Origin of the sequence: Marinoscillum sp. (assembly GCF_040222955.1) — a bacterium.
Taxonomy (GTDB): Bacteria; Bacteroidota; Bacteroidia; order Cytophagales; family Cyclobacteriaceae; genus Marinoscillum.
Genome location: NZ_JAVKCA010000020.1, coordinates 109,648 through 131,324, shown reverse-complemented (window position 1 = coordinate 131,324; position 21,677 = coordinate 109,648). Strand labels below are relative to the sequence as shown.

General features: G+C 46.8%; 22 protein-coding genes. 12 read left to right on the top strand and 10 right to left on the bottom strand.

All coding sequences use genetic code 11. From position 1 onward, the window contains the following. Positions 1–27 precede the first annotated feature (27 nt). From RIH33_RS17035 to RIH33_RS17020, 4 genes are all read left to right on the top strand, one after another. Positions 28–630, top strand: coding sequence for a winged helix-turn-helix transcriptional regulator (locus RIH33_RS17035; RefSeq protein WP_406655092.1), 603 nt, complete (start codon positions 28–30; stop codon positions 628–630). Further along, positions 627–1,346: a DUF3307 domain-containing protein gene (locus tag RIH33_RS17030; RefSeq protein ID WP_406655091.1), complete on the top strand. Its 720-nt coding sequence runs from the start codon at positions 627–629 to the stop codon at positions 1,344–1,346. Before RIH33_RS17035 ends, RIH33_RS17030 begins: the two co-directional genes overlap by 4 nt. Before the next feature lie 162 nt (positions 1,347–1,508). Further along, entirely contained in the window at positions 1,509–2,663 is a 1,155-nt protein-coding gene (locus RIH33_RS17025; protein WP_406655090.1) for an MFS transporter, read from the top strand. A 58-nt stretch (positions 2,664–2,721) separates the two neighbouring features. Next, entirely contained in the window at positions 2,722–3,063 is a 342-nt protein-coding gene (locus RIH33_RS17020) for an MmcQ/YjbR family DNA-binding protein (RefSeq protein ID WP_406655089.1), read from the top strand. A 9-nt stretch (positions 3,064–3,072) separates the two neighbouring features. Here RIH33_RS17020 and RIH33_RS17015 read toward each other — a convergent pair whose 3' ends face one another. From RIH33_RS17015 to RIH33_RS17000, 4 genes are all read right to left on the bottom strand, one after another. After that, positions 3,073–3,258: a hypothetical protein gene (locus RIH33_RS17015; RefSeq protein WP_406655088.1), complete on the bottom strand. Its 186-nt coding sequence runs from the start codon at positions 3,256–3,258 to the stop codon at positions 3,073–3,075. 20 nt (positions 3,259–3,278) lie between these two features. Further along, complete coding sequence (locus RIH33_RS17010; protein ID WP_406655087.1) at positions 3,279–4,808, bottom strand: SulP family inorganic anion transporter; 1,530 nt, start codon at positions 4,806–4,808, stop codon at positions 3,279–3,281. A 180-nt stretch (positions 4,809–4,988) separates the two neighbouring features. Then, positions 4,989–5,681: a class I SAM-dependent methyltransferase gene (locus tag RIH33_RS17005; protein WP_406655086.1), complete on the bottom strand. Its 693-nt coding sequence runs from the start codon at positions 5,679–5,681 to the stop codon at positions 4,989–4,991. A gap of 52 nt (positions 5,682–5,733) precedes the next feature. Beyond that, on the bottom strand, positions 5,734–7,830 hold the full coding sequence (locus RIH33_RS17000) for an OmpA family protein (protein WP_406655085.1): 2,097 nt from the start codon (positions 7,828–7,830) through the stop codon (positions 5,734–5,736). A gap of 165 nt (positions 7,831–7,995) precedes the next feature. On the opposite strand from RIH33_RS17000, the gene RIH33_RS16995 reads away from it, so the two are divergent. From RIH33_RS16995 to RIH33_RS16980, 4 genes are read left to right on the top strand one after another with little or no spacing between them, the layout of a single operon-like run. Then, the gene (locus tag RIH33_RS16995) at positions 7,996–8,481 is read left to right on the top strand and encodes a MarR family winged helix-turn-helix transcriptional regulator (RefSeq protein ID WP_406655084.1); all 486 of its coding nucleotides are present in this window, start codon (positions 7,996–7,998) and stop codon (positions 8,479–8,481) included. Further along, on the top strand, positions 8,478–8,960 hold the full coding sequence (locus RIH33_RS16990) for a GNAT family N-acetyltransferase (RefSeq protein ID WP_406655083.1): 483 nt from the start codon (positions 8,478–8,480) through the stop codon (positions 8,958–8,960). The genes RIH33_RS16995 and RIH33_RS16990 overlap by 4 nt, the downstream gene beginning before the upstream one ends. After that, positions 8,957–9,184: a hypothetical protein gene (locus RIH33_RS16985; protein ID WP_406655082.1), complete on the top strand. Its 228-nt coding sequence runs from the start codon at positions 8,957–8,959 to the stop codon at positions 9,182–9,184. Before RIH33_RS16990 ends, RIH33_RS16985 begins: the two co-directional genes overlap by 4 nt. A gap of 4 nt (positions 9,185–9,188) precedes the next feature. Continuing rightward, complete coding sequence (locus RIH33_RS16980; protein ID WP_406655081.1) at positions 9,189–10,133, top strand: EamA family transporter; 945 nt, start codon at positions 9,189–9,191, stop codon at positions 10,131–10,133. Here RIH33_RS16980 and RIH33_RS16975 read toward each other — a convergent pair. Continuing rightward, positions 10,123–10,992 carry a pirin family protein gene (locus RIH33_RS16975; RefSeq protein ID WP_406655080.1) on the bottom strand — a complete coding sequence of 290 codons (870 nt, stop codon included), beginning with the start codon at positions 10,990–10,992 and terminating at the stop codon, positions 10,123–10,125. The two genes, RIH33_RS16980 and RIH33_RS16975, sit on opposite strands and share 11 nt — an antisense overlap. 150 nt (positions 10,993–11,142) lie before the next feature. Here RIH33_RS16975 and RIH33_RS16970 point away from each other — a divergent pair, with 150 nt between their 5' ends. Continuing rightward, positions 11,143–11,469, top strand: a complete 327-nt coding sequence (locus tag RIH33_RS16970; protein ID WP_406655079.1) for a PadR family transcriptional regulator — start codon at positions 11,143–11,145, stop codon at positions 11,467–11,469. After that, on the top strand, positions 11,466–14,057 hold the full coding sequence (locus tag RIH33_RS16965; protein WP_406655078.1) for an ABC transporter permease: 2,592 nt from the start codon (positions 11,466–11,468) through the stop codon (positions 14,055–14,057). The genes RIH33_RS16970 and RIH33_RS16965 overlap by 4 nt, the downstream gene beginning before the upstream one ends. 687 nt (positions 14,058–14,744) lie before the next feature. On the opposite strand, the gene RIH33_RS16960 is transcribed toward RIH33_RS16965, so the two are convergent. The 5 genes from RIH33_RS16960 to sppA all read right to left on the bottom strand — a co-directional run bounded on the left by RIH33_RS16960 (position 14,745) and on the right by sppA (position 20,276). Next, positions 14,745–15,041 (bottom strand): hypothetical protein, encoded by a 297-nt coding sequence (locus RIH33_RS16960; protein ID WP_406655077.1) that lies wholly within the window; start codon positions 15,039–15,041, stop codon positions 14,745–14,747. 106 nt (positions 15,042–15,147) lie between these two features. Next, the gene (locus RIH33_RS16955) at positions 15,148–15,777 is read right to left on the bottom strand and encodes a response regulator (protein ID WP_406655076.1); all 630 of its coding nucleotides are present in this window, start codon (positions 15,775–15,777) and stop codon (positions 15,148–15,150) included. Beyond that, entirely contained in the window at positions 15,774–17,483 is a 1,710-nt protein-coding gene (locus RIH33_RS16950; protein WP_406655075.1) for an ATP-binding protein, read from the bottom strand. Before RIH33_RS16950 ends, RIH33_RS16955 begins: the two co-directional genes overlap by 4 nt. A gap of 18 nt (positions 17,484–17,501) precedes the next feature. Beyond that, on the bottom strand, positions 17,502–18,485 hold the full coding sequence (gene bioB / locus RIH33_RS16945) for a biotin synthase BioB (protein ID WP_406655074.1): 984 nt from the start codon (positions 18,483–18,485) through the stop codon (positions 17,502–17,504). Between the two features lie 57 nt (positions 18,486–18,542). Then, complete coding sequence (sppA, locus tag RIH33_RS16940) at positions 18,543–20,276, bottom strand: signal peptide peptidase SppA (RefSeq protein WP_406655073.1); 1,734 nt, start codon at positions 20,274–20,276, stop codon at positions 18,543–18,545. Positions 20,277–20,363: 87 nt separating this feature from the next. On the opposite strand from sppA, the gene folK reads away from it, so the two are divergent. Together folK and RIH33_RS16930 are read left to right on the top strand one after the other, a co-directional pair. Further along, positions 20,364–20,861, top strand: coding sequence for a 2-amino-4-hydroxy-6-hydroxymethyldihydropteridine diphosphokinase (folK, locus tag RIH33_RS16935; protein WP_406655072.1), 498 nt, complete (start codon positions 20,364–20,366; stop codon positions 20,859–20,861). Further along, entirely contained in the window at positions 20,858–21,610 is a 753-nt protein-coding gene (locus RIH33_RS16930) for a sulfite exporter TauE/SafE family protein (RefSeq protein WP_406655071.1), read from the top strand. The genes folK and RIH33_RS16930 overlap by 4 nt, the downstream gene beginning before the upstream one ends. The last annotated feature ends 67 nt before the right edge of the window (positions 21,611–21,677 follow it).

Below are 21,677 nucleotides of genomic sequence, written 5' to 3'. Positions count from 1 at the left end.
CGATATTTAATTTTCAATCCATTAGACATGATCACCGCCATCATCACAGGGGACATTATCAACTCACGAAAAGCCGAAAGCACGGAATGGCTCCCGGCCCTCAAAGGTGCCCTGAATCAATACGGATCAACTCCCAAAGTGTGGGAGATCTACAGAGGAGATAGCTTTCAGCTGGAAGTGTCCGCTGAAAAAGCCCTCTATGCTGCATTGTATCTCAAGGCATGTATGAGGCAATACAAAAATCTGGATGCCAGAATAGGGATCGGACTGGGAGAAAAAACGCATTCGGCGGGTCGGATTACAGAGTCCAATGGCAGCGCTTTTCGCCACTCAGGTGAGTGCTTTGATTCACTCAAGAAAAATACCCTGGCCATCAAAAGTGAATGGCCGGAACTGGATCAGGAAGTAAATGGCTATCTCAGTCTGGCCCTGCTCACCATAGAACGCTGGGCAAGCAATGCTTCCACCATTATCAAAACGGCTATGGAAAATCCGCAACTCACTCAAACAGAACTTGCCAAAAAACTGGGTAAAAGCCAGAGTACGATCAGTGAGAGTCTCACAAGAGCCGGATATGACGAAATTATGCAAATGGAAAAACAATATCGAAACCTGATCTCTCACCGATGATTACACTCTCCCTACAACTCCTCCTGGCTCACATCATTGGGGACTTTCTACTACAACCTGCCAGTTGGGTAGCCCATAAGACACAAAAGAAACACCGCTCCCCGTACCTCTACTGGCACACGCTCATTCATGCTGTGGTTCTCGCCATACTTCTCCGGTTCGACCATGACTACCTGGGTGGCTTCCTCGTTATCATCCTCTCACACTTAATCATTGATCTGATCAAGCTTCATCTAAGTCAGCGTTTCAATGAGCGAATCCTGTTCTTTGGCGATCAGGTGGCACACGTGGCAATTATCCTGTTAGTAGTCAATCATTACGAACCACTCAATATTTCTGCCGGAGCGATTCTCCAGCCAAAAGCACTCCTCCTAATCACCGGGATACTTCTGGTCACAGTAGTTTCCTCCATCATCATGCGGGTAATCATTACCAAGTGGGCACTGGAGGAAGACGCCTATGAAGACTCTCTACCCCACGCCGGCCAATACATTGGCATGCTGGAGCGACTGTTTGTGTTTGGTTTCATCATCCTTCAGCAGTGGGAAGTCATAGGCTTTTTGCTTGCCGCAAAATCGGTCTTCCGCTTTGGCGACCTTTCCAAATCAAAAGACCGAAAGCTCACCGAGTACATCCTCATCGGGACCTTGCTGAGTTTTGGGCTGGCCATTGTCACCGGACTGGCCTACAATCATCTGATTTCACTCATCAGATAAGTGTTTATGATCCTGAATATTGGTACCTGCCAATGCCAATGAAAGTGGAATTTTTCCATCGGTCATCAATACGCACTCAAATAACAAATAATTTAACCAATCATTATATTCATTAACAAATACTCTGGAATCTTAAGATACCTTTGCTGAAATTCCAATCAAATGGAGCCTAAAGTAAAACAACGAATAGCCCTTAGTACATACTTCTTTCTTTCTGGTTTTGGCTTTGCCACCTGGACCTCCCGCATTCCTACCATCAAAGAAACCCTGGGGCTCAATGAAGCGGAGCTGGGTTCCATTCTACTGGTAATGCCCTTAAGTTCATTACTGGGATTGCCCCTATCCGGTTTTCTGGTGTCGAGATATGCCACCAGAGGCCCCATGTTTGCGGCATTTCTCTTCTACGCGTTATCGTTGTTCTCCATCAGCTTTGTGGACAGTACGGCCTATCTGGTGACGGCTATTTTCCTCGTGGCTTTCTTCATGCGGATTGTCAATATTTCCATGAACACTCAGGCCATTACTTTGCAAAAGGCTTATGACAAAAAAATCAATGGTTCATTCCACGCCCTCTGGAGCCTTGGTGGTATCACGGGTGTGGGTTTCACCACGCTGATGATTTATGGTGATGTGAGCATGCCTCTCCATTTTCTTGTTTTCTTACTCATCGCTATTCCTGCAGGATACACAGCGTTTCGCTATGTGCTCAGAAATGACCGAGCCACCAGCGGCAATAAGTTCATTCTCCGAAACCCTGATCCGTACATCATGTCTTTGGGTGTGCTTATCCTTTTTGCGGCCATCTGCGAAGGGGGTATGTTTGACTGGAGTGGCATCTATTTTCGGGAGGTAGTACAGGCGGAGGTCTTCACTTTTGGTTTTCTCCTCTTTATGATTTGTATGACCTTATCACGGTTTACCTCAGACTGGGTGATTCATCGGATTGGGATCAAAAACACGTTTGTAATATGCGCGATGTTCATTGCCAGTGGCATTGGGGTGGCCGTGGCCTTTCCCACATTTCATCCGGCGCTCATTGGTTTTTCACTGATTGGCTTTGGGGCGGCGCCCATCATTCCTATGGCCCTGTTGCAAGCCGGAGAATCCAAAAAATATTCCCCGGGCATTGCAGTGTCCATTATATCCACCTACTCCACTTCCGGCATGCTCATAGGGCCACCCATCATTGGTTACCTGGCCCATGCCTTCACCCTGCGGTATGCTTTTCTCTTCCTACTCATCATGGGACTGGGAATGATTCCCGTCTCCCGATTTTTCTTTAAAATCAAAGCAAAATCTGCAGGAGGGGGAAATTAGAACAGCTCTGCCATAAATTCATGTATGAGTATCTTACACCGACAATCGATCGATAGAAATGGTGTCCCCTGAAGATTTTCAAAAAATAGCCCTCGGATTCCCTGAAGTGGAAGAATTGCCGCACTTCGAAAAAACTTCCTTCCGGGTCAAGAAGAAAATATTTGCGACGCTGGACCTTACAAACCTGGAAGCAACAGTCAAACTCTCCTTTACCGAACAGGACATTTTTTCACTCGGTCGGGCTGAGGTCATTTACCCTGTGCCCAATAAGTGGGGCAAACAAGGCTGGACCAGAGTGATACTCAAAAAAGTAGACAAAGCCCTCCTGCAGACGGTCTTGATATCGGCCTATTGCGAGGTAGCTCCTGCACGGCTTTCAAAAGGCATCACCCGCCCATGACCAGTGGAATTACTTCTTTCTACCCCATTTACTGCGTCTCAATGCCGCCACCAGAAAGGCTACGCCAGCGATAGTAATTCCGTAAAAAATCAGTTTTTGTGAAAGCGTAGGCTCTGCAGCACCCGCCGCTTCCTGTGCCCATGCGGACAATGTCAATACGATAATGCCAATCAGTGAAAGTAGGAATTTTTTCATCTCTCTAAGATAATGGGTGATTAAAACCGATCAAGGGCCACTTTGTAAGTAGGATCCTCCATCACATTCACATCTATGAGGTCGTCCGCATTTTGTAACAGCTGCCTGCAATCAGGGCTAAGGTGCTTCAAATGGACTTTTTTACCTACTTTCAGGTATCGTTCGGTCAGCTTATTCAGTGCTTCTATGGCCGACATGTCCACCACACGGCTTTCCTGAAAATCAATAATAACCTCATCCGGGTCATTCTGAATGTCAAATTTCTCATTGAAAGCGATGACCGATCCAAAAAAGAGTGGGCCATAAATCTCATAATGCTTGACGCCATTTTCATCAATGCTTTTACGGGCCCTGATGCGCTTGGCATTGTCCCAGGCAAAAACCAGCGCCGAAATAATCACGCCAACGATGACCGCCAAAGCCAGATTATGTAGGAAAACAGTCACCAAAGTGACCATCACCATGACGAAAATATCCGACCTGGGCATCTTATTGAATGTGCGCAAACTTGCCCACTCAAAAGTACCAATAGAGACCATGATCATCAATCCTGTGAGCGCCGCAATAGGCAACTGCTCGATAAGGCCAGCGCCAAACATGATAAACACCAACAGCAATACTGAAGCCACAATACCAGAGAGTCTGGCCCTTGCACCATTGGAAATGTTGATTAGACTCTGACCTATCATGGCACATCCGCCCATCCCTGAAAATACCCCTGAGAGGATGTTGGCAGTACCCTGAGCCACTGCTTCTTTATTGCCTCTACCCCGAGTATCAGTGATTTCATCTACGATATTCAGCGTGAGCAAACTCTCGATCAACCCCACTCCCGCTACAATGGCGGCATAAGGAAAAATGACCACCAGAGTCTCCCAGGTAAACGGAACTGCCGGTAAGTGAAACGGTGGAAATCCACCAGAAATGGAAGCGATATCCCCTACGGTTTTGGTATCCACACCAAAAGCCACTACGATCCCAAACACACTCAAAATGGCCACAAGCGATGCAGGAAGGGCTTTGCTTAGTTTAGGCAAACCCCAGATGATCACCATGGTCAATAGCACCAACCCCAGCATCACATACAATTGCTCACCACCAAACCAGCTACCCGATGTATCTTTAAAAGAATCCAACTGTGACATGAAGATGATGACTGCCAGTCCATTGACAAACCCGAATATCACGGGATGAGGCACCAGTCGCATGAGTTTTCCAAGCCTGAGTACTCCTGCAGTAACCTGAATAAGCCCAGCCAATATCACGGTAGCAAACACGTACTCCACCCCATGTGATTGCACCAAAGCCACAATGACCACAGCCACTGCACCGGTAGCTCCGGAGATCATACCCGGCCGTCCGCCCAAAATAGATGTGATCAGCCCCATCACAAAAGCCGCGTAAAGCCCGGTCAGCGGAGATAACCCAGCGATCAGGGCAAAAGCCACTGCTTCAGGCACCAGGGCCAGTGCTACCGTAAGTCCGGATAAGATTTCCGTTCGATAATTGACCTTTTGGCTCAGGTCAAAAAGGTTGAAATACTTTTTCATCGTCTGAATGATGTGGTTTAGTGACAGCTGACACAGCTACCTATGGAATTTAAACAAGTAATTGCAAAATAGCTTCCTGTGGGGTGTTTGCCTGATTGGCAGACAGAAGCTTCTGTCTTTGCGGGTGCAAAAAGAATGCTTTTTTTCATGAAAACATACCAAACGTGGGATTAAAACCGATCAGGTCCCGCTCCGGGTAATGCAGGCCAGGTATTGATCATTTTCATCAGTCATCAGAATTTCCAGCTCCATTCCCACCGCTGATACCTTCTCAGCCAGCATCCGCTGATCCACATACAGCCAGTCAAACCACTCTCCTTTCGTTTCCTGAAATTCATACCTGTAGCGCACTTCCCCAAAGTAGCCCTTGGGCTTGGGGGTGCCGTCCTCGTACAAATAGCTGATATCAGAGGAGTCTACAAGGATTTGACCTCCAGGACTCAGCAGTTTTTCACAGGTTTGCAGAAAACCCTCCACCTGTGCCAAAGTACCAGCCAACCCCATTCCATTCATAAGGATCAGCACCGTATCATATTGACCCTGGTGTTTTCGAAAATCCTCGAACAGAACATTTCGCACCCCGGAACGACGCATCACGTCCACACATCCCGGTGAGTTTTCCATTGCGAAAACCTCAAAACCCCGTGATTGCAGTACCAGCGCATGTGCACCTGCCCCAGCTCCCAAATCCAGAACACGTCCCTTGCTTTCGATCAGGGCCAGATGCTCAAGGGTGGTAAGGTCCTCTTCTTCCCGGAAAAACACTTCCACTGGCATTTCATCCGGATCTCCATATGAATTGTGGAGAATGAGCGTGGCTTCATCATTTCCTTTGTAATAGTCCAAAATGGCCTTTCCGTGCAGGTCTTTCAAGTCTTGTGGGTTTATATACCCCGCGAAGTTAGACAGTCTTGTTTTGAAATGCCTACATGGCAGTGATGGTAAACTCCACCCGCCTGTTTCGCTGGCGTCCTTCCTCAGTATCATTGGTAGCCAGGGGTTTCGCCTCACCATAGCCTTTAGAGATCAACCGACCACCAGCAATACTTTTCCCGCTAAGGTAATCTAGCACCGCCTGAGCCCTACTCTGTGAAAGTGCCTGATTGGCCGCATCAGAACCTACATTATCCGTATGGCCTGAAATTTCAATCTTCATTCCGTCATATTTCTCCAACAGTGTCACCAATCGGTCGAGATCCGGAAAAGAAGTTTCGCGTAATGTAGCTTTTCCAAAATCGAAGAAAATGTTGTTGATCAATACCGTCTGTCCCACCTCTATTGGTGCCAGATACAGGTTTCTTTCTATCTCCTGATACTCCTCCGACTGTTCGATGTTGATGTTATCACTGACGGTGACAAAGTTTTGTCTGGAAGCCAGAAAACTGTAGGACTTGCCGGAAGTCAGTACAATTTTATACGAGCCATCCGCTGCCAGGGAAGTTGCCCGACCTATCTCTTTGTTGGTGCCCAGGTCTCCATACTGGATCTCTGCCGCCAGGGGCTCGTTGGTTTTGGCGTTCAGCACCTTACCATAGACCAGGGTCACGGCCTTGGGCTTGGCTGCCTCTGGTATTTTGATCCTGTAGATGTCCAGATCACCTTCATAATAAGATTCGGAAACCACATAGGCGAATGCCCCATTAGCGGGAATGGTATAATAGGCATCCCAGTTGGGTGTATTGATCTGAGGGCCCATATTCTGAGGCTCTGACCAGTTGAGCCAGGTATCATCCAGACGACGGGTCATGAAAATATCATTGCTCCCAAATCCCGGGTGACCCTTGGTGGAAAAGTAAAGGGTGATATCATCTGCGGCCAGAAAAGGGCTGGCCTCACTAGCAGGAGTGTTGATCACATCGCCCAGATTGACATGCTCAGACCAGGTACTATCCTCCTGAAGAAAAGACACATAGATATCTTTTGAGCCCCTGCTGTCTTTACGCTCCACAGTAGAGAGCATGACTTTTCTGGAAGAAGACAAACAGCTCTCTGTATAGTCATTGTCATTATAGTAATTTTCGACGGTCACATCCCGAGGCACTTCCCATCCGGAGGGGGTAAGGTTAGTATAAGAAAAACCACTGGTATTGGAGCTGCCGTCAGAATGGTACGTGTTCCCAATCAAAAGCCCATTGTTATCGGCCGTTGTACTGATCACAAAATTATGACCGGCATTGTTAATGGGTGTGCCCATATTTTGGGCCATTTGCCACTTGCCATCTACCATTTTGGAATACCACACGTCTGATCGATCTCTGCGGGTATTGTTACCGGGATGATCGTCACGGGAGAAATAGAGCGTGAGTCCATCAGCCGAAATTACAGGTGATTTTTCCGTGTAGGGAGAGTTCACCTCAGTACCCAGAGGCTCCTTTACTATTTGCAGGGTGTCTGTGCCGGGCACCAGATTGATGTTTCGATAGTCCTGCCTGATCTCAATGAAATCAAACTCTACCTTCATTTCATCATACAGCACAAAGCCAGACTTGGGACCCCTTATCACCATATCGGCCGCAGACATGGTATAAACCTGATAGCCATTTACATAAAAAGAAAGTGCACTCCCCTTTCGCTCCACTTTGAGTGAGTTGATTTCATTCATCTTGCTCACCTTATCGGTTTTGGTCCATTCGGTCACTGCCTTATAGCTGCCTCCATCATAGCCTGCCACCCGGAAGTGCCCATTGGAGGTTACAATAAAGAAATTCGCATTGTTGGCATCTGCGGTAGCAAACAACAACCCATAGCCATTGTTGTCCACACCACTCACCTGCTTGGCCTCTGCTTCAATCACAAAATCCCGCTCATACTCTGTATAGAGCTCCTTAAAAAAAAGCCACCCCCCACTCTCCGTCTTTTTGGAAATCACATACTTCCCATCCTGAAGATAGCTGACATACTCAGTCTTAGTGGCTACGGTCCACTGGTTTCTATTGTCTCTAAAGTCGTCTCTGAATACAGTCTTTTGAGCCAGGGCAGTGAAAAACACAAGGTAAACGAGGGTAAAAAGGAGCTTTCTCATGGTCTCATCAATTTGGTTTTGAATGTAAAGCTATCACCTCTAATTGCCCAGAGGTATACCATGTTCACGGTATTCTGAAAAAAAGGAAACAAAAATTTTCCCTAATACGTAGACAACTACATATTTTGTTTATAGATTTATGTAGACAACTACCTAACTAAGACAATGAAAGATTTTGCACTGGAACTAGGGTGTTTAGGGTTTACCATGAGGCTGAAAAGGCTGAGTGATGCCCTCATGCACGACGGGCGAAAAATGTACAAAGAACTGGGGGTGGATATTGAGCCTAACTGGTATGTGGTTTTCAGGTTACTGAAAAGAGAAGGTGAGATGTCGGTGATGGAAATCGCAGAAAAGATCAAACTGGCCCACCCATCAGTGATCACCCTCACCAATAAAATGATGAAGGCAGACTATCTGTCTTCAGCTCAGTGTACGGATGACAACCGACGCAGGCTGCTCACACTCACACAAAAAGCACATGATCAGCTGCCCCGCCTGGAGCAAATCTGGAATGCCGGAGAGCGTGGGGTCATCAAGGCCCTGGAGGGAACGGATTTTATGGAGATGTTTTCGCTCATAGAGGCCCGATTCGGAGAAAAAGGATTTAAAGACAGAACAATAGATGAACTAAACAAACCAACCCTATGAATGCACTTTCGAATACCGCGTCGGTGCAGCTCCTGGACTTCCAGGAGCAATACGCATCTGATTTTGCCCGCCTCAATTATGAATGGCTGGAAACTTACTTCACTGTGGAGCCTCATGACAGAGAGATGCTCGATGCTCCCTATGAATACATCATTCAACCTGGAGGGCGTATTTTTTTCGCCAGGGTAGATGGAGAGATTGTCGGTACGGTAGCTCTTATCGTGGAAACACCAGATACTTTTGAGCTGGCTAAAATGGGCGTAACCCCTAAGTACAAAGGCCTCAAAATTGGCAAAATGCTCATGCAACATGCCATCGCGGAGGCCAGAAAAGCAGGAATGAAACGACTAGTACTGGAATCTAACACTAAGCTCACGGCTGCTTTGAATTTGTACATCAATTCAGGTTTTAAAGTAGCACCGCTCAATGAGTGTTCACCCTACGCACGCTGCAACATCCGAATGGAACTGATACTATGACAGCTGAAATACTAGGCTACATCGCACTTGGGCTGGGCATCTTTGCCATGGCCAATAAGCACATGCTTTGGTTGCGTGTGGCGCACGGACTTTCTGCCGCTTTTTATGTAGGCTATGGTCTTATGATCTCGGCCAATCCCATCGTGGTGGCAGGTGTGATATTTCTTTTCATTCATGGCTATCACCTGACCAGAATGTTTCTCACAAGAAAAGCAACTCAATAATATCATGGCTCAAAAAGCACTCTCCTATCGCTTCCTCATTATTCTGGCATTTTTATGCATCTATATTATCTGGGGCACCACTTATCTGGCGATTGTCATTGGGCTGGAAGGATTTCCTCCCTTTCTGATGGCTTCTATTCGTTTTGTAATCGCAGGCCTGATGTTGGTGGGCTACAGCCTTTTTAAAGGAGAGGGACTTCCCAAAAAATCATCTCTGGTAAAAAATGCTTTCATAGGACTGGTGGTGCTGGCCGGAGGACAGGGTCTTCTCATCTGGTCAGAGCAACACATTGCTTCAGGGTACGCCTCGGTATTGGTAGCTACGCTCCCTATCTGGTTTGTCGTGATGGACAAAAAACATTGGAAACTCTACTTTTCTAACCCCTACATCCTGTTAGGAGTGGCATTAGGGTTTGCTGGCATCATGGTTTTATTCAGGGACAAGCTCAGTGAACCTTTACCGGATGCTCAGATTCATCTTCAGTTGATCGCTTCCATAGCGGTATTGTTTGGAGGAATGTGCTGGGTGGTAGGCACCTTGTATCACCGATCCAGACCAGCTCCCGGCACACTGTATCAGAACCTGGGCTGGCAACTGCTCTGTGGTGCAGTGATCTGCCTGCTGATCAGTCTGTCGATGCAGGAGCTCACTACCTTCACCTGGTCGCAAACAGACCTGACGGCCTGGAGCGCGGTGCTCTACCTGTCTGTAGCAGGCTCCATTATGGCGTATATCGCCTACACCTGGCTGCTCAACGAAATGCCCTCTGCCGTTGTAGGCACCTATGCTTACATTAACCCCGTGGTGGCCGTGTTCCTGGGCTGGCTATTGGCTGGTGAAGTGATTACCTCCCCACAGATGGCAGGCATGCTGATCATTTTGGTGAGTGCTGTACTCATCAATCTGAATAGAGGAAAAGTCAAACCTACTGCAAAAGTTAAGGCATAGGGATGTAGGTATCATCACCTGGTACTGTCGGGTATTTTTTGTTCTTCCAGTCAGCTTTGAACTGCTCCAGTTTCTCTTTGCTGGAAGACACCCAGTTCCAGTAGATATAACGCTCCTCAGGAAACGGTGCCCCTCCAAAAAGGAAAATGTGAGTACCTGCCTCCATGGTCAGTGAACACGCACCATCGGTTTTGGACACCAACATATGCCCGCGTTCGATCTTATGCTCACAAGCCTGAACAGCGCCTTCTACAACACAGATGCCAATTTCACCCTGCAGCTGATTTCCTATTTCCAGTTGGTAGGGCTCCTTTGCCACCACTTCTACCATGAAAAGGTCCGAATGAACCGGCAAAGGAGACTTTCGCCCATAGCCCGTCCCTGCCACCAGGGTAAACTGAGTACTGCCATCCTTCCACTTTGGCAGGTCTGCTTTGTCCAGGTGGTGAAACTCCGGCTCCATGTCTTCTAATTCTTTTGGCAAGGCCACCCATATCTGGTAACCGTGGAGCATATGGGACTTACCATCGCGAAGATCCATGGGTGTACGTTCAGTATGGGTGACGCCCTTGCCTCCCACCATCCAGTTGACAGACCCGGGAAGGATGCGCTGCTGACTCCCTATGCTATCTGCATGCATAATCTCTCCTTCCAGCAGGAAGGTGAGCGTGGAAAGTCCTGCATGGGGGTGCTGATCTATATCCATGTAATGTCCCGGTCCAATCTGGCTCGGCCCCATATGGTCAATAAAGATAAAGGGACCCACCATCCGCTTTTTCCGAAATGGAAGTAATCTCCCCACCAGAAAATCACCGATATCGCGGCTCCTTTCCTCAATAATCAAATCGGCGTTCGACATTTTTTTAGATAAAGTTACGTTTCAAAAACTTAGAAGGAAACCAATCTGACAGCCATTAGTGTACAAAAGTGAAAATTTTTGCCCCAAATTGTAACCTATTTATTGAATCACGTTTATTTGATCTACAATAGTTAATTAAATATCTGTATAATGAATGAGACCAGCATTGGTAGCCTTGAAGAAACCATTCTCTTGATTGTATTGGTGATGCAGGAGGATGTGTATGGAGTCTCTGTGGTAGAAGAGTACCAAAGTCGAACCGGAAAAACCATCTCCATTCCAGCCATTCATACTGTGCTGAAGCGGTTGGAACAGAAAGGATTGGTGACTTCTAAAATGGGTGGCGCCACCACGGAACGTGGCGGTCGCAAGAAACGAATTTTTGAAATCACCAAGGCAGGCTATAAAATCCTTGCGGATCTGAAGGCCACCAGGGATGATCTATGGGAGATGGCCCCTCAATTTAAAACCATATGAACAACCCCACCCCACCACCTAAACTGGCCGACCGCTTTCTGAAGTGGTATTGTCATGAAGATCTGCTGGATGAGATCCAGGGGGATCTCTATGAGCAATATCATAATAACCTATCCACCAAAGGACGCCGCACTGCCAGGCAAAAATTCACCCTGGATGTCATTCGGTTTTTTCGTCCCTCAAGCTTCAAATCAACCAAACTTACCGTGAACACTCAAATCCTCTCCAACTACATCAAAGTCGCCTTTCGGGTCTTCAAAAAAGAAAAGGCCTATACCTTCACCAATGTATTCGGGTTGGCCTTAGGAATCACCTGCAGCCTGTTCATTTATCTTTGGGTAAACGACGAACTAAAGTACAACCAATGGCCTGCCGGGGTGGATGGAATTCACTATGTGCTGGTAAATCAGATTGAGTCATCTGGCACCATACATACCTGGAGAACTACCCCTCAGCCACTGAGAGAAGTGTTGCAGGATAAATATCCGGCCATAGAAAAAGCGGCCATCACCAACTGGGGAGCCACGCTCATTCTCAAAAAAGATCCCGACCATGTAACCCTCTCTGGTCACTACGGCTCACCTGAACTTTTTGAAATTTTCTCCATCCCCTTTATTCAGGGGGATCATCAGCTGCTGTATAAGCAGCCAGAGTCGATTGTCATTAGTGAGAGCGCTGCTACCCGCTATTTCGGGGATGACTGGCGTTCAAAAAACCTGATAGGACAAAGCATCACCGATAAGAATAGCCGCACTTTTACCCTTTCGGGAATTTTCGAAAACATTCCAAAACATTCTACCCTCAAGTTTGACTTCACTATTCCCTTCGATTACTATGTGCTCATAAACCCCTCACAGAAACATTGGGGCAACTATAATCATAACATGTATGTGAAGCTAGCTCCAGAGTATTCTACGGCCTCTGCCAATGACAACATTCGGAATGCCATTTCCGAAAACCGACCAGACCAGCAAGAAACCGCTCCGCTTATTTTACAACCCTTTTCAAGTCTGTATCTTCACAATAAGTATGAGCAGGGCCAGCTCTCAGGGGGCCGAATAGATTATGTAAGACTGCTAAGTATTTCCGCCATTCTAATCCTGATTTTAGCAGGTGTAAACTTCATGAACCTCACCACAGCCAAGTCCGCCAAACGCTCCAAGGAAACAGGCATCAGAAAGGTTATGGGAGCGGTCAAATCTTCCCTGCGGGCTCAGTTCCTTACTGAAGCAATACTCATGACGCTATTGGCCTTTATCCTTTCGGCATTCTTTACCATGACCCTGCTGCCCTACTTCAATGTGCTGGCGGGTAAGGAAATAGATTCCGACTTCTTTACGCCCCAGTTCATCCTGGGTTCACTGGGACTAATTCTTTCCATTGGAATTATTTCAGGTTTGTATCCAGCCTTTTATATGGCTTCACTACATCCCATTCTCTCCCTCAAGGGAATTATGCGTGCAGATCGATCCAATGCGCTATTCAGAAAAGGTCTGGTAGTCTTCCAATTCGTCATTACGATAGTCATGATTTTTGGGTCAATTACCATCTATAAACAACTCCAATATGTTTTCAGCAAAAACCTGGGCCTGGATCGGGAGAATGTCGTCAAAATGGGCTTTGGTGATCTCACCCCACAAACATTTGAGATCTACAGGGAGAAACTTCTAAAAATGCCCGGCATACTAGGTGTTGCGGCCTCAGATGGTGATCCTACCAATATTGGAAGTTCCACGTCTGATCCTTACTGGGTGGGAAGAGATGAGAAGACTGAGGTTTACTTCAGCATACTGGCGGTCAATTCCGACTTCATCCCGCTCATGTCCATCCAGCTAAAGGAGGGTCGGAACTTTGACCGCAGCATTGCCAGTGACTCCAATAATTATATCATCAATGAAGTCTCCGCAAGCATCATGGGTTTTGATGATCCGATAGGAAAGGATCTGGAGTTTTGGGGGCAAAAAGGAAAGATCATCGGGGTGACGAAAAACTTCCATATTCAGTCCCTGCATGCTCCATATAAGCCTCTGATCATTCGCATGGACCCACAGCCCTCCCTGATGTTGATTAAGACCAAACCCAATATGACGCAGGAAGCAATCGCCTCAATGGAAACCCTTCACAAGGAGTTTCAGCCAGATAGAACCTTTGACTTTACATTTATGGACAAAGCCTACAACGACCGCTATAAAAGTGAACTTCTGGTCAGCCAACTTACCCTTTATTTTACGATTGTGGCCATTGTCATTTCCTGTCTGGGGTTACTGAGTCTGGTTTCATTCAATACAGAGATCAAAACTAAAGAAATAGGCATCAGAAAAGTGATGGGGGCATCAATGGGAAGCATTCTTTCCCTTATTGGCCAAGAGTTTTTAGTGCTTATAATCATCGCTTTCGTAATGGCTTCACCGCTGGCCTATTTTGTGATGCAAGACTGGCTTGATCAGTTTGCATTTAGAATTGATCTTGATGTGTCACTTTTCTTATTGGCGGGCATAAGTGGATTCTTGCTCACGCTCCTGACCATTGGCCATCATGCCATCCGGGCAGCATTAAGAAACCCTGCCGACGCTCTGAGGGACGAATAAGAAGTTCCTGTCATAGTCCTGTAAGCTGTAAAAAGTGCATTTTTATCTTAGGATACACAAAATTCAGAATAGCACAGAACACTGGTGCCAGCAAGGCATAACTGTCTTGCCCGGACTGGACAAGTGTGAATGATTTTGACTCGAAAAATTTCTATCAAGACCTAAGTAGGTTGAGTGAAAAATGACGACCGGACAGATTGGTACGGATCAATCTGTAAAATTGGGGGAAAGATGAGTTGATGTTTCACTGAAATTAAAAAGGGATCAATCCGAAAACCTGTGGGGGAATTGCATTGAAGTTGGATGTTGGAACTTGTGATCTGATCACCATACAGTTCAGCCTAACGGCTGAGCCGCTAACCCTTCATTTTCTTTGCTTGCCCAAAGAAAACGAAGCAAAAGAAAGGGCACCAACGCAAAAAATCATTTTGACTTATAAGTGTTGACGTCTTTTTTTTTGGAAATCTCCAAGTCAAAATGATTCACACTTGCCTTGGATGCTCTGCCCTCCTAAGCGCCCAATAATCTTCCGAATTACGAGTGTATTAATGCGATTGTTAAAAATATAATCTTATGGACTTACCCTCCAGAAATACAGAGTGATACCCACAATCAAACTCCTTTAAAAATAAAAAACCCACACCGATGATCGGTGTGGGTCTCCATGAAGTGTGTGCTCACCCATGCCTATTGATGATCTTTCCACGGCTTGTAATTTTTATAAGCCGGTCCTTTCAGTTTATCTTTTGTTGTCAAGTCAAGTTTTACCATTTCCCCACCCTTGCGCTCAAGTGGTCTGGCGTTTTTTGCAGCTGGCCCTTGAAGGTTTTCACCTTTTACAAGGTATACAGTGCTGGTTGGCTTAGGGTCAAGCCATGGCTTTCTGTTTTTAGCTTCAGGTCCTTTCAAATCTCCGGAACCCTGAGCCATCGTGCTCATGACAAATAAGAAACAGAATACGGTCAATGCTGCTAGTTTTTTCATGGTTCCTCTCTTTTTAGGTTTCGTTTACACAAATAAACGTCCTCTAAGGCACTAAGGACTTCCTGAAAAAATGGTAAAATGACATCCGTATTTATACGGATGTTTTTTAGATGAGCTTCAATTTTACCGCCTTTTTGATCAATTCAGCAGTATTCTGTACATCCAATTTCTTCATCATATTCACCCGGTGGGTCTCTACCGTACGGGAACTTACAAAAAGCTCCTCGGCTATTTCCTTGGTAGTCTTGCCATTGGACACCAGCTGCAATACCTGTGTTTCACGCTCTGATAGACGCTGTGTATTGTCCCCTTCCAACGAGATATTCCCAACCATGAGTTGAGAGATCTCGCTATTGAAGTATTTCTTCCCTTTGCTCACCGTGCGGATGGCCTCACTGAGTTCCTCTTTGTCCGCGTTTTTCAGCAAGTATCCAAAAGCACCACTCCTCACAGCCTTTACTACATACTGGCCATCTGCGTGCATGGTGAGTACAATGAACTTCACCTCCGGAAATCGCTTTCGGCTCTCTCTGATGATAGACAATCCATCAGCACCTGGCATGGTAATGTCCATGAGGACCACTTCGGGAAGCGCTTTTTCGAAAAACTCATACATACTCTCAGCTGAGTCTGCTTCTCCTTCTACAGAAATAAGATCATCCTCAGCAAAGAGTGACCTCACTCCTTCTCTGAAAAGCTGATGATCATCAACTACGATAACGCTAATTTTACTCATACAAGAGGGATTTCTACTTCTATTACCGAACCTTTACTGTCCGAAGTAAGCTCAAAAATACCATTTTCTACGTTGATACGCTCACGCATGTTTCTTAGTCCATTGCCCAAGGTGACATTTTCGGGATCAAAACCCTGCCCATTGTCCTGAATGTAGAGACTCACCCGATCGGTAAATTCTGTTAAAGAAATATTCAGAACCGATGCCCTGGCATGCTTCAGGACATTGTTGACCGCTTCCTGAGCCACCCGATAAAGGGCAATAGAAATATTTGTAGGAATGTTAATTTTCCCATTAGGATCATACTGGTAATGCACCTGCAACCGATCCTGACCTATTTGTTTCAGGAGGTTTCGGATGGCCTCTCCCGCTCCAAAGTCTCTGAGTACACTTGGCATCAGGTTATTGGAGATTTTGCGCATTTCACCCAGTGTCTCATCAAAGAGCCGCATGAGTTCCTTCTTTTCGTCTGCCTGTATGGTACTGGATTCTACTTTGATCTTCAGAATGGTGAGCATAGGTCCCAATCCGTCATGGAGCTCCTGAGATAACCTTAGTCGCTCTTTTTCCTCCCCACTGATCAGCGAACGTTGATTTTCTAATTTCAGTCGCTTTTCACTCACCTGATAGGCCTGCAGCCGCTCCTTCATGCCCATGAGTGCCGCCCCCAGCTTATCTTCCGAACTCAACAGATCGTATCGCGCTTCAAAATTTCCGGATCCAATCTCATTAGCAAAAACCACCGTCTGCTTCAGCGCGGCAATCAAACGCTCAAGAGCGCTAAACATCTGACCAATCTCATCCTCTCGCTTCACCACATCGAAAGTGGATTCAAAAATACCTTTTGACATTTTTCGCAGCTGCTCTTCCGTGATCAACACCGGCTTCACCAGCTGCCGTGCGAGCTCGTATGAAGCGATAAAAACAAAAATCAGGATGATGCCCAATACAATCACCAGATTGGTTCGGAGGCTCTTTAGGGGGAAAAGTGCTTCCTGTTCGTCTATCTCTGAAAGAATCACCCAGGTAAGGTTAAAGACATCCAATCGTTCGTAGGCACTAAACACTGTCACGCCACGATAATCATTGATGAGCCCGTAACCTTCCTCACCTTCCAGTGCATCAATCACTCCCTGGCTCTTCACCACGATATCTGTAGGCCGCCTTTGAGGAAAAAACCTGGAACTTGACCTCATAGTCATATTTTCACCTACCAGATAGGATTCGCCCGTTTCGCCAAGGCCAGTCCGTTCCATCAAGATAGATTGAATATTTGGGCGAAAAATGCCAAAGCGAATCTCGTTGGCCTCTTTCTTATACAGGCAAAGGGTAATTTGCCCTGCCGGATCATGAGGTGTGAGATCCTGAATAGCCACTGACCCGACAATCTCCGGATAAGAAAGCGGATACCCTGACACCACAGTATCGTGGCTAATCACCCCATAAGCAATCAACACGTCCGCATTGTCCGGCTGCTCTGTGAAAACCTGGTTTGATAAGAAATCGAATACCAGTGCTTCCATTCGCTGCCTCACCTGAGACACCTTGAGCTGCTTAACAGAGGATAGCTGCAATAAAACTCTTTCCTTCAGGGCCTCTTTGAACTGAATATAATACAATGCTGACAACAGTGAAATCACTGCCAGCGCGAAGAGAATCATCACCAGAGCAAGTTTATTACGGATTTTGAGGTCCACAAATTTCATTGCTCTGGGGTCTCCGGGTTAAACAAGGAATTTTTCAGCTGCAGCCCCTTTAAAGGAGGCTCTGGGTTTCAAGTTTAGGGTCTGAAACATGGCTTTGTCCTGATCCACTTCAGGGTTGGGGGTGGTCAGCAACTCATCTCCTGCAAAAATAGAATTGGCACCGGCCAGGAAACAAAGGGCTTGCTCCTCCACGGACATTCGCACCCTACCGGCAGACAATCTAACCATAGCCCGGGGCATAATGATCCGAGCGGTTGCGATCATTCTCACCATGTCCCATACGGATACTTTCTCCTGATCCTCCAAAGGGGTGCCCGGCACAGGTACCAAAGCATTCACAGGAACAGACTCCGGATGCTCACTCATTGTTGCCAACGTATGAAGCATTCCTATTCGGTCTTCATTGGCCTCTCCCAGCCCGATGATTCCACCTGAGCACACTGAGATTTCTGCCTTTCTCACGTTATCGATGGTCTCCAATCGGTCATCATAAGTACGGGTAGAAATGATCTCCTCGTAATGCTCCTCAGAGGTATCGAGGTTATGATTGTAGGCATAAAGGCCTGCATCTTTTAGCTTTTGAGCCTGGGTCTCGGTGAGCATACCCAGGGTGCAACAAACTTCCATACCCATGGAATTCACCCCGGAAACCATCTCTATAACCTTATCAAAATCACGGTTATCACGTACTTCGCGCCATGCCGCTCCCATACAAAAACGGGTACTTCCACTCTCCTGGGCTTTCCTGGCTTTTTCCATCACAAAATCTACATCCAGGAGCTTATGTACTTTCACATCCGTGTGGTACCGCGCAGCCTGAGGGCAATAAGCACAGTCTTCGGGACAACCACCTGTTTTGATCGAAAGCAAAGTGCAAACCTGCACTTCCGAGGGGTCATTGTGTTGGCGATGCACAGTAGCCGCTTCGTAGATCAGCTCCAATACAGGCTTATCAAATATTGCTTTTATCTCTTCTTTCGTCCAGTCGTTGCGTATTTCCATTGTTCAAATTTTCTATTGGGAAGTTAGTTAGGTTTAGATATTCACCAAAATTCAGGCCTATTTAATCTCCAGATTTCCGGGCAGGCGTGCCTGTATGCCATTCATTCTTTGCAAAGATTCGATCTGCTGAAGATACGGTGTAAATACCTTCTCCTGGCCTCCGAATATCTTAACCTCTGCTTCACTGAGGTCAGTCAGCATTTTCTCCAAAAGTGGTTTTTGTCTGGGGTAAAAGCTCAGACGATAGTCATCGGCTATCCCGGCCTTTTCAGCCGCTATTTTCACCGCCGTATCAAAGGAGCCGAGTACATCCACCAGATCTCTTTCCCTGGCTTGTGTACCACTCCACACCCGGCCTCCGGCATGTTTCATCAATTCCTCAACCGGCATATTCCGACCTTGGGCTGCTTTGGTCACGAAAGTACGATACCCTTCTTCCACCTGATTTTGAATGATCGATCGCTCATACTCGGTAAGTGACCTGGTGACCGTCATGAGGTCTGAAAACTCTCCTGTGGACACGCTTTCATTGGTGATACCAAGCTTATTTTCGAGAAAGTCACCGAAGTTGAAAAGTAAACCAAAAATCCCAATAGAACCGGTAATGGTATTAGGCTGTGCTACGATGGTGTCGCAGGGCATGGCAATGAAATACCCCCCTGAAGCAGCCACATCTGACATAGACGCAATGATGGGCTTTTTGCCTTTGGTAAGCATGATTTCTCTCCAAATGATATCAGAGGCTGTCAGGCTCCCACCAGGAGAGTTTACCCTGAGGACAATTGCTTTCACCGAGCTGCTCTCACGTGCCTTTCTGATCTCCTCTGCAAACTGATCACTCCCTACGGCATTGTCTACCTCGCCCATCACGATATCGCCATTGGCCACGATCACCGCAATCTTATTGCTGGAAAGACTACTGGCGGATGTAGTTTTCATGTATTTATCATAGGTAATCAGCTCCAGGTCATCACCAGGTTGAATCCCAACCTCTGACTTGAGTAAATCTATCATCTCATCCTCATAAGCCACTTTGCTGACCAACCCTACCCTGGCCGCATCCTCTGGCAATCGCACTTTCATCTGATCTGAGATCCCCTTAAGGGCATCCAATGAGATACCACGGGTAGCAGATACATTTTGCAAATAGGTATCGTGCACAGACGTGATGAGCTCAGTCAGCTGGCGCCTGTTTTCCTCACTCATAGACTTGCGAATGAAAGGCTCCACGAAGCTCTTATATTCTCCAACTCTGAAAATCTCCGGCTCTATCTCCAGCTTGTCAAAGAGTCCTTTGAAAAAGGTAACTCCGGCAGACAGCCCGTTGAACTCCAATGACCCCTGAGGATTCAGGTATATGGAATCGGCCACAGACACGAGGTAATAGTCCCCCTCGCTGATGTATTCTCCATAAGCATGCACAAACTTACCTGAGCTCTTAAAATCGATGATGGCATCTCTGATTTCCTGCAACGAAGAGTAACCAGCCGAAAGAAATTGTGGTTCGATATAGATACCACGAATGCGGTCATCGTAAGCGGCAGCATCTATTGCCGCAAGGAGATCCAGTAAGCTGATAGGTGCCGGACCGCCTCCCAGAAGCTCCTGCAACGGGTCATCCACGGCTTTTTCTACCACCACTCCCGACAGGTTCAGGTGTAAAACAGAATTATCCTCTACATGGGGGATGGATTCTGAAGAAGCAGCGATACTGCCTAAAAGGAAAATCAATAGGAAACAAAAAATAAAAAGCCCCACAATGGTGGCCAATAGATTGCGCAGAAATGCCATGTTATATTTTTAAATACTATTATTTTACAAATCTAATTATCCAGCCAAATAAAGACGGTTGAAGTACGAAATTGTTTAATTGCTTTGATGAAAGGGATTTTTCTACTTTTAGGCTCCAATCTGGGTGATCGGATGCAAAACCTCCAGCAGGCTAAAGAGATCTTAGCAGCACATGAGATCAACATCAGTGGCCTTTCGGCCGTGTATGAGTCTGCGCCCTGGGGCGATGAAAATCAGGGGTGGTTTCTAAACATGGTTTTGCAGATAGATACCATCCATGATCCCGAGAGCCTGCTCCAATGCTGCCTGGATACAGAAAAACAAATGGGGAGGACAAGACTCAAGAAATGGGGCGAGCGGATCATCGATGTAGACATCCTGTATTACAATGATTTTATAGTAGAGAGTCCTCACCTGAGGATACCTCACCCGGGCATCGCCATGCGGCGCTTCACGCTGATGCCACTGGCAGAGCTGGTGCCTGATGAGATACACCCGGTGCTTAAACTACCCCAGAAGCAGCTCCTCGAAATCTGCCCTGACACCCTGGCGTGTCACAAAACTGACCTGTACCTGCATATATGACCTGGATAGAAGCACTGATTTTGCTGGGGGTAGGACTATTTACAGGGGTGATCAATACCCTGGCCGGGGGTGGTTCGCTCATCACACTGCCACTGTTTATCTTCATGGGGTTACCCTCCAGTGAGGCCAACGCTACTAACCGGATTGGAGTGTTTTTACAAAGTCTTGTGGCGGTGGGTGGTTTCAAAAGTAAAGGTGTATCCGTGTTTCCGTATGCCTTTTATGTGAGCATCACGGCTGTTGCCGGCTGTATCATCGGGGCTTATTTTGCCATCGATATCAAGGGGCCTCTTTTCAATAAAATTCTGGCAGTGGTGATGGTCATTGTGATCATCCTCACGGTGCTTAAACCCTACCTTGCTCGTCAGGGTACATTGGAGGTTTTCTCTCCAAAGCGGAAATGGCTAACCATCGCACTTTTCTTTTTTGTAGGCCTGTATGGCGGGTTCATCCAGGCGGGAGTGGGTTTTCTCATTATTGCCACACTCACCGGGGTCCACGGGTTCAACATGGCCAAGACGAATAGTATCAAGTCCTTTGTGATCGTCTGCTACACGCTGGTGGCCCTGGGCATCTTCTGGTGGGAGGATCAGATCCGGTGGGATTATGGACTCACCCTGGCAGCTGGCAACTCTGCCGGAGGGTGGGTAGCGAGTCGCTGGTCAGTAGGTAAGGATGATAAGTGGATCAGACTCATCCTCATTGTCACTGTCATGGGTCTGGCAGTTAAGCTGTGGTTTTTTGGGTGAAATCAGGGAAATTCAAATCCATAGTATTCCATCAATCTTTCAGTATCCTACCTGAAAACTCCTAAAT

What these genes read in the sequence shown, in the direction of transcription:
- RIH33_RS16980 (WP_406655081.1), top strand. Translation starts at nt 9,189, where the DNA reads ATGGCTCAAAAAGCACTCTCCTATCGCTTCCTCATTATTCTGGCATTT.
- RIH33_RS17030 (WP_406655091.1), top strand. Translation starts at nt 627, where the DNA reads ATGATTACACTCTCCCTACAACTCCTCCTGGCTCACATCATTGGGGAC.
- bioB (WP_406655074.1), bottom strand. Translation starts at nt 18,485, where the DNA reads ATGGAAATACGCAACGACTGGACGAAAGAAGAGATAAAAGCAATATTT.
- RIH33_RS17035 (WP_406655092.1), top strand. Translation starts at nt 28, where the DNA reads ATGATCACCGCCATCATCACAGGGGACATTATCAACTCACGAAAAGCC.
- RIH33_RS16930 (WP_406655071.1), top strand. Translation starts at nt 20,858, where the DNA reads ATGACCTGGATAGAAGCACTGATTTTGCTGGGGGTAGGACTATTTACA.
- RIH33_RS16970 (WP_406655079.1), top strand. Translation starts at nt 11,143, where the DNA reads ATGAATGAGACCAGCATTGGTAGCCTTGAAGAAACCATTCTCTTGATT.
- RIH33_RS16995 (WP_406655084.1), top strand. Translation starts at nt 7,996, where the DNA reads ATGAAAGATTTTGCACTGGAACTAGGGTGTTTAGGGTTTACCATGAGG.
- RIH33_RS16960 (WP_406655077.1), bottom strand. Translation starts at nt 15,041, where the DNA reads ATGAAAAAACTAGCAGCATTGACCGTATTCTGTTTCTTATTTGTCATG.
- RIH33_RS17000 (WP_406655085.1), bottom strand. Translation starts at nt 7,830, where the DNA reads ATGAGAAAGCTCCTTTTTACCCTCGTTTACCTTGTGTTTTTCACTGCC.
- sppA (WP_406655073.1), bottom strand. Translation starts at nt 20,276, where the DNA reads ATGGCATTTCTGCGCAATCTATTGGCCACCATTGTGGGGCTTTTTATT.
- RIH33_RS16985 (WP_406655082.1), top strand. Translation starts at nt 8,957, where the DNA reads ATGACAGCTGAAATACTAGGCTACATCGCACTTGGGCTGGGCATCTTT.
- folK (WP_406655072.1), top strand. Translation starts at nt 20,364, where the DNA reads ATGAAAGGGATTTTTCTACTTTTAGGCTCCAATCTGGGTGATCGGATG.
- RIH33_RS16990 (WP_406655083.1), top strand. Translation starts at nt 8,478, where the DNA reads ATGAATGCACTTTCGAATACCGCGTCGGTGCAGCTCCTGGACTTCCAG.
- RIH33_RS17015 (WP_406655088.1), bottom strand. Translation starts at nt 3,258, where the DNA reads ATGAAAAAATTCCTACTTTCACTGATTGGCATTATCGTATTGACATTG.
- RIH33_RS16950 (WP_406655075.1), bottom strand. Translation starts at nt 17,483, where the DNA reads ATGAAATTTGTGGACCTCAAAATCCGTAATAAACTTGCTCTGGTGATG.
- RIH33_RS17010 (WP_406655087.1), bottom strand. Translation starts at nt 4,808, where the DNA reads ATGAAAAAGTATTTCAACCTTTTTGACCTGAGCCAAAAGGTCAATTAT.
- RIH33_RS16965 (WP_406655078.1), top strand. Translation starts at nt 11,466, where the DNA reads ATGAACAACCCCACCCCACCACCTAAACTGGCCGACCGCTTTCTGAAG.
- RIH33_RS16955 (WP_406655076.1), bottom strand. Translation starts at nt 15,777, where the DNA reads ATGAGTAAAATTAGCGTTATCGTAGTTGATGATCATCAGCTTTTCAGA.
- RIH33_RS17020 (WP_406655089.1), top strand. Translation starts at nt 2,722, where the DNA reads ATGGTGTCCCCTGAAGATTTTCAAAAAATAGCCCTCGGATTCCCTGAA.
- RIH33_RS17025 (WP_406655090.1), top strand. Translation starts at nt 1,509, where the DNA reads ATGGAGCCTAAAGTAAAACAACGAATAGCCCTTAGTACATACTTCTTT.
- RIH33_RS16975 (WP_406655080.1), bottom strand. Translation starts at nt 10,992, where the DNA reads ATGTCGAACGCCGATTTGATTATTGAGGAAAGGAGCCGCGATATCGGT.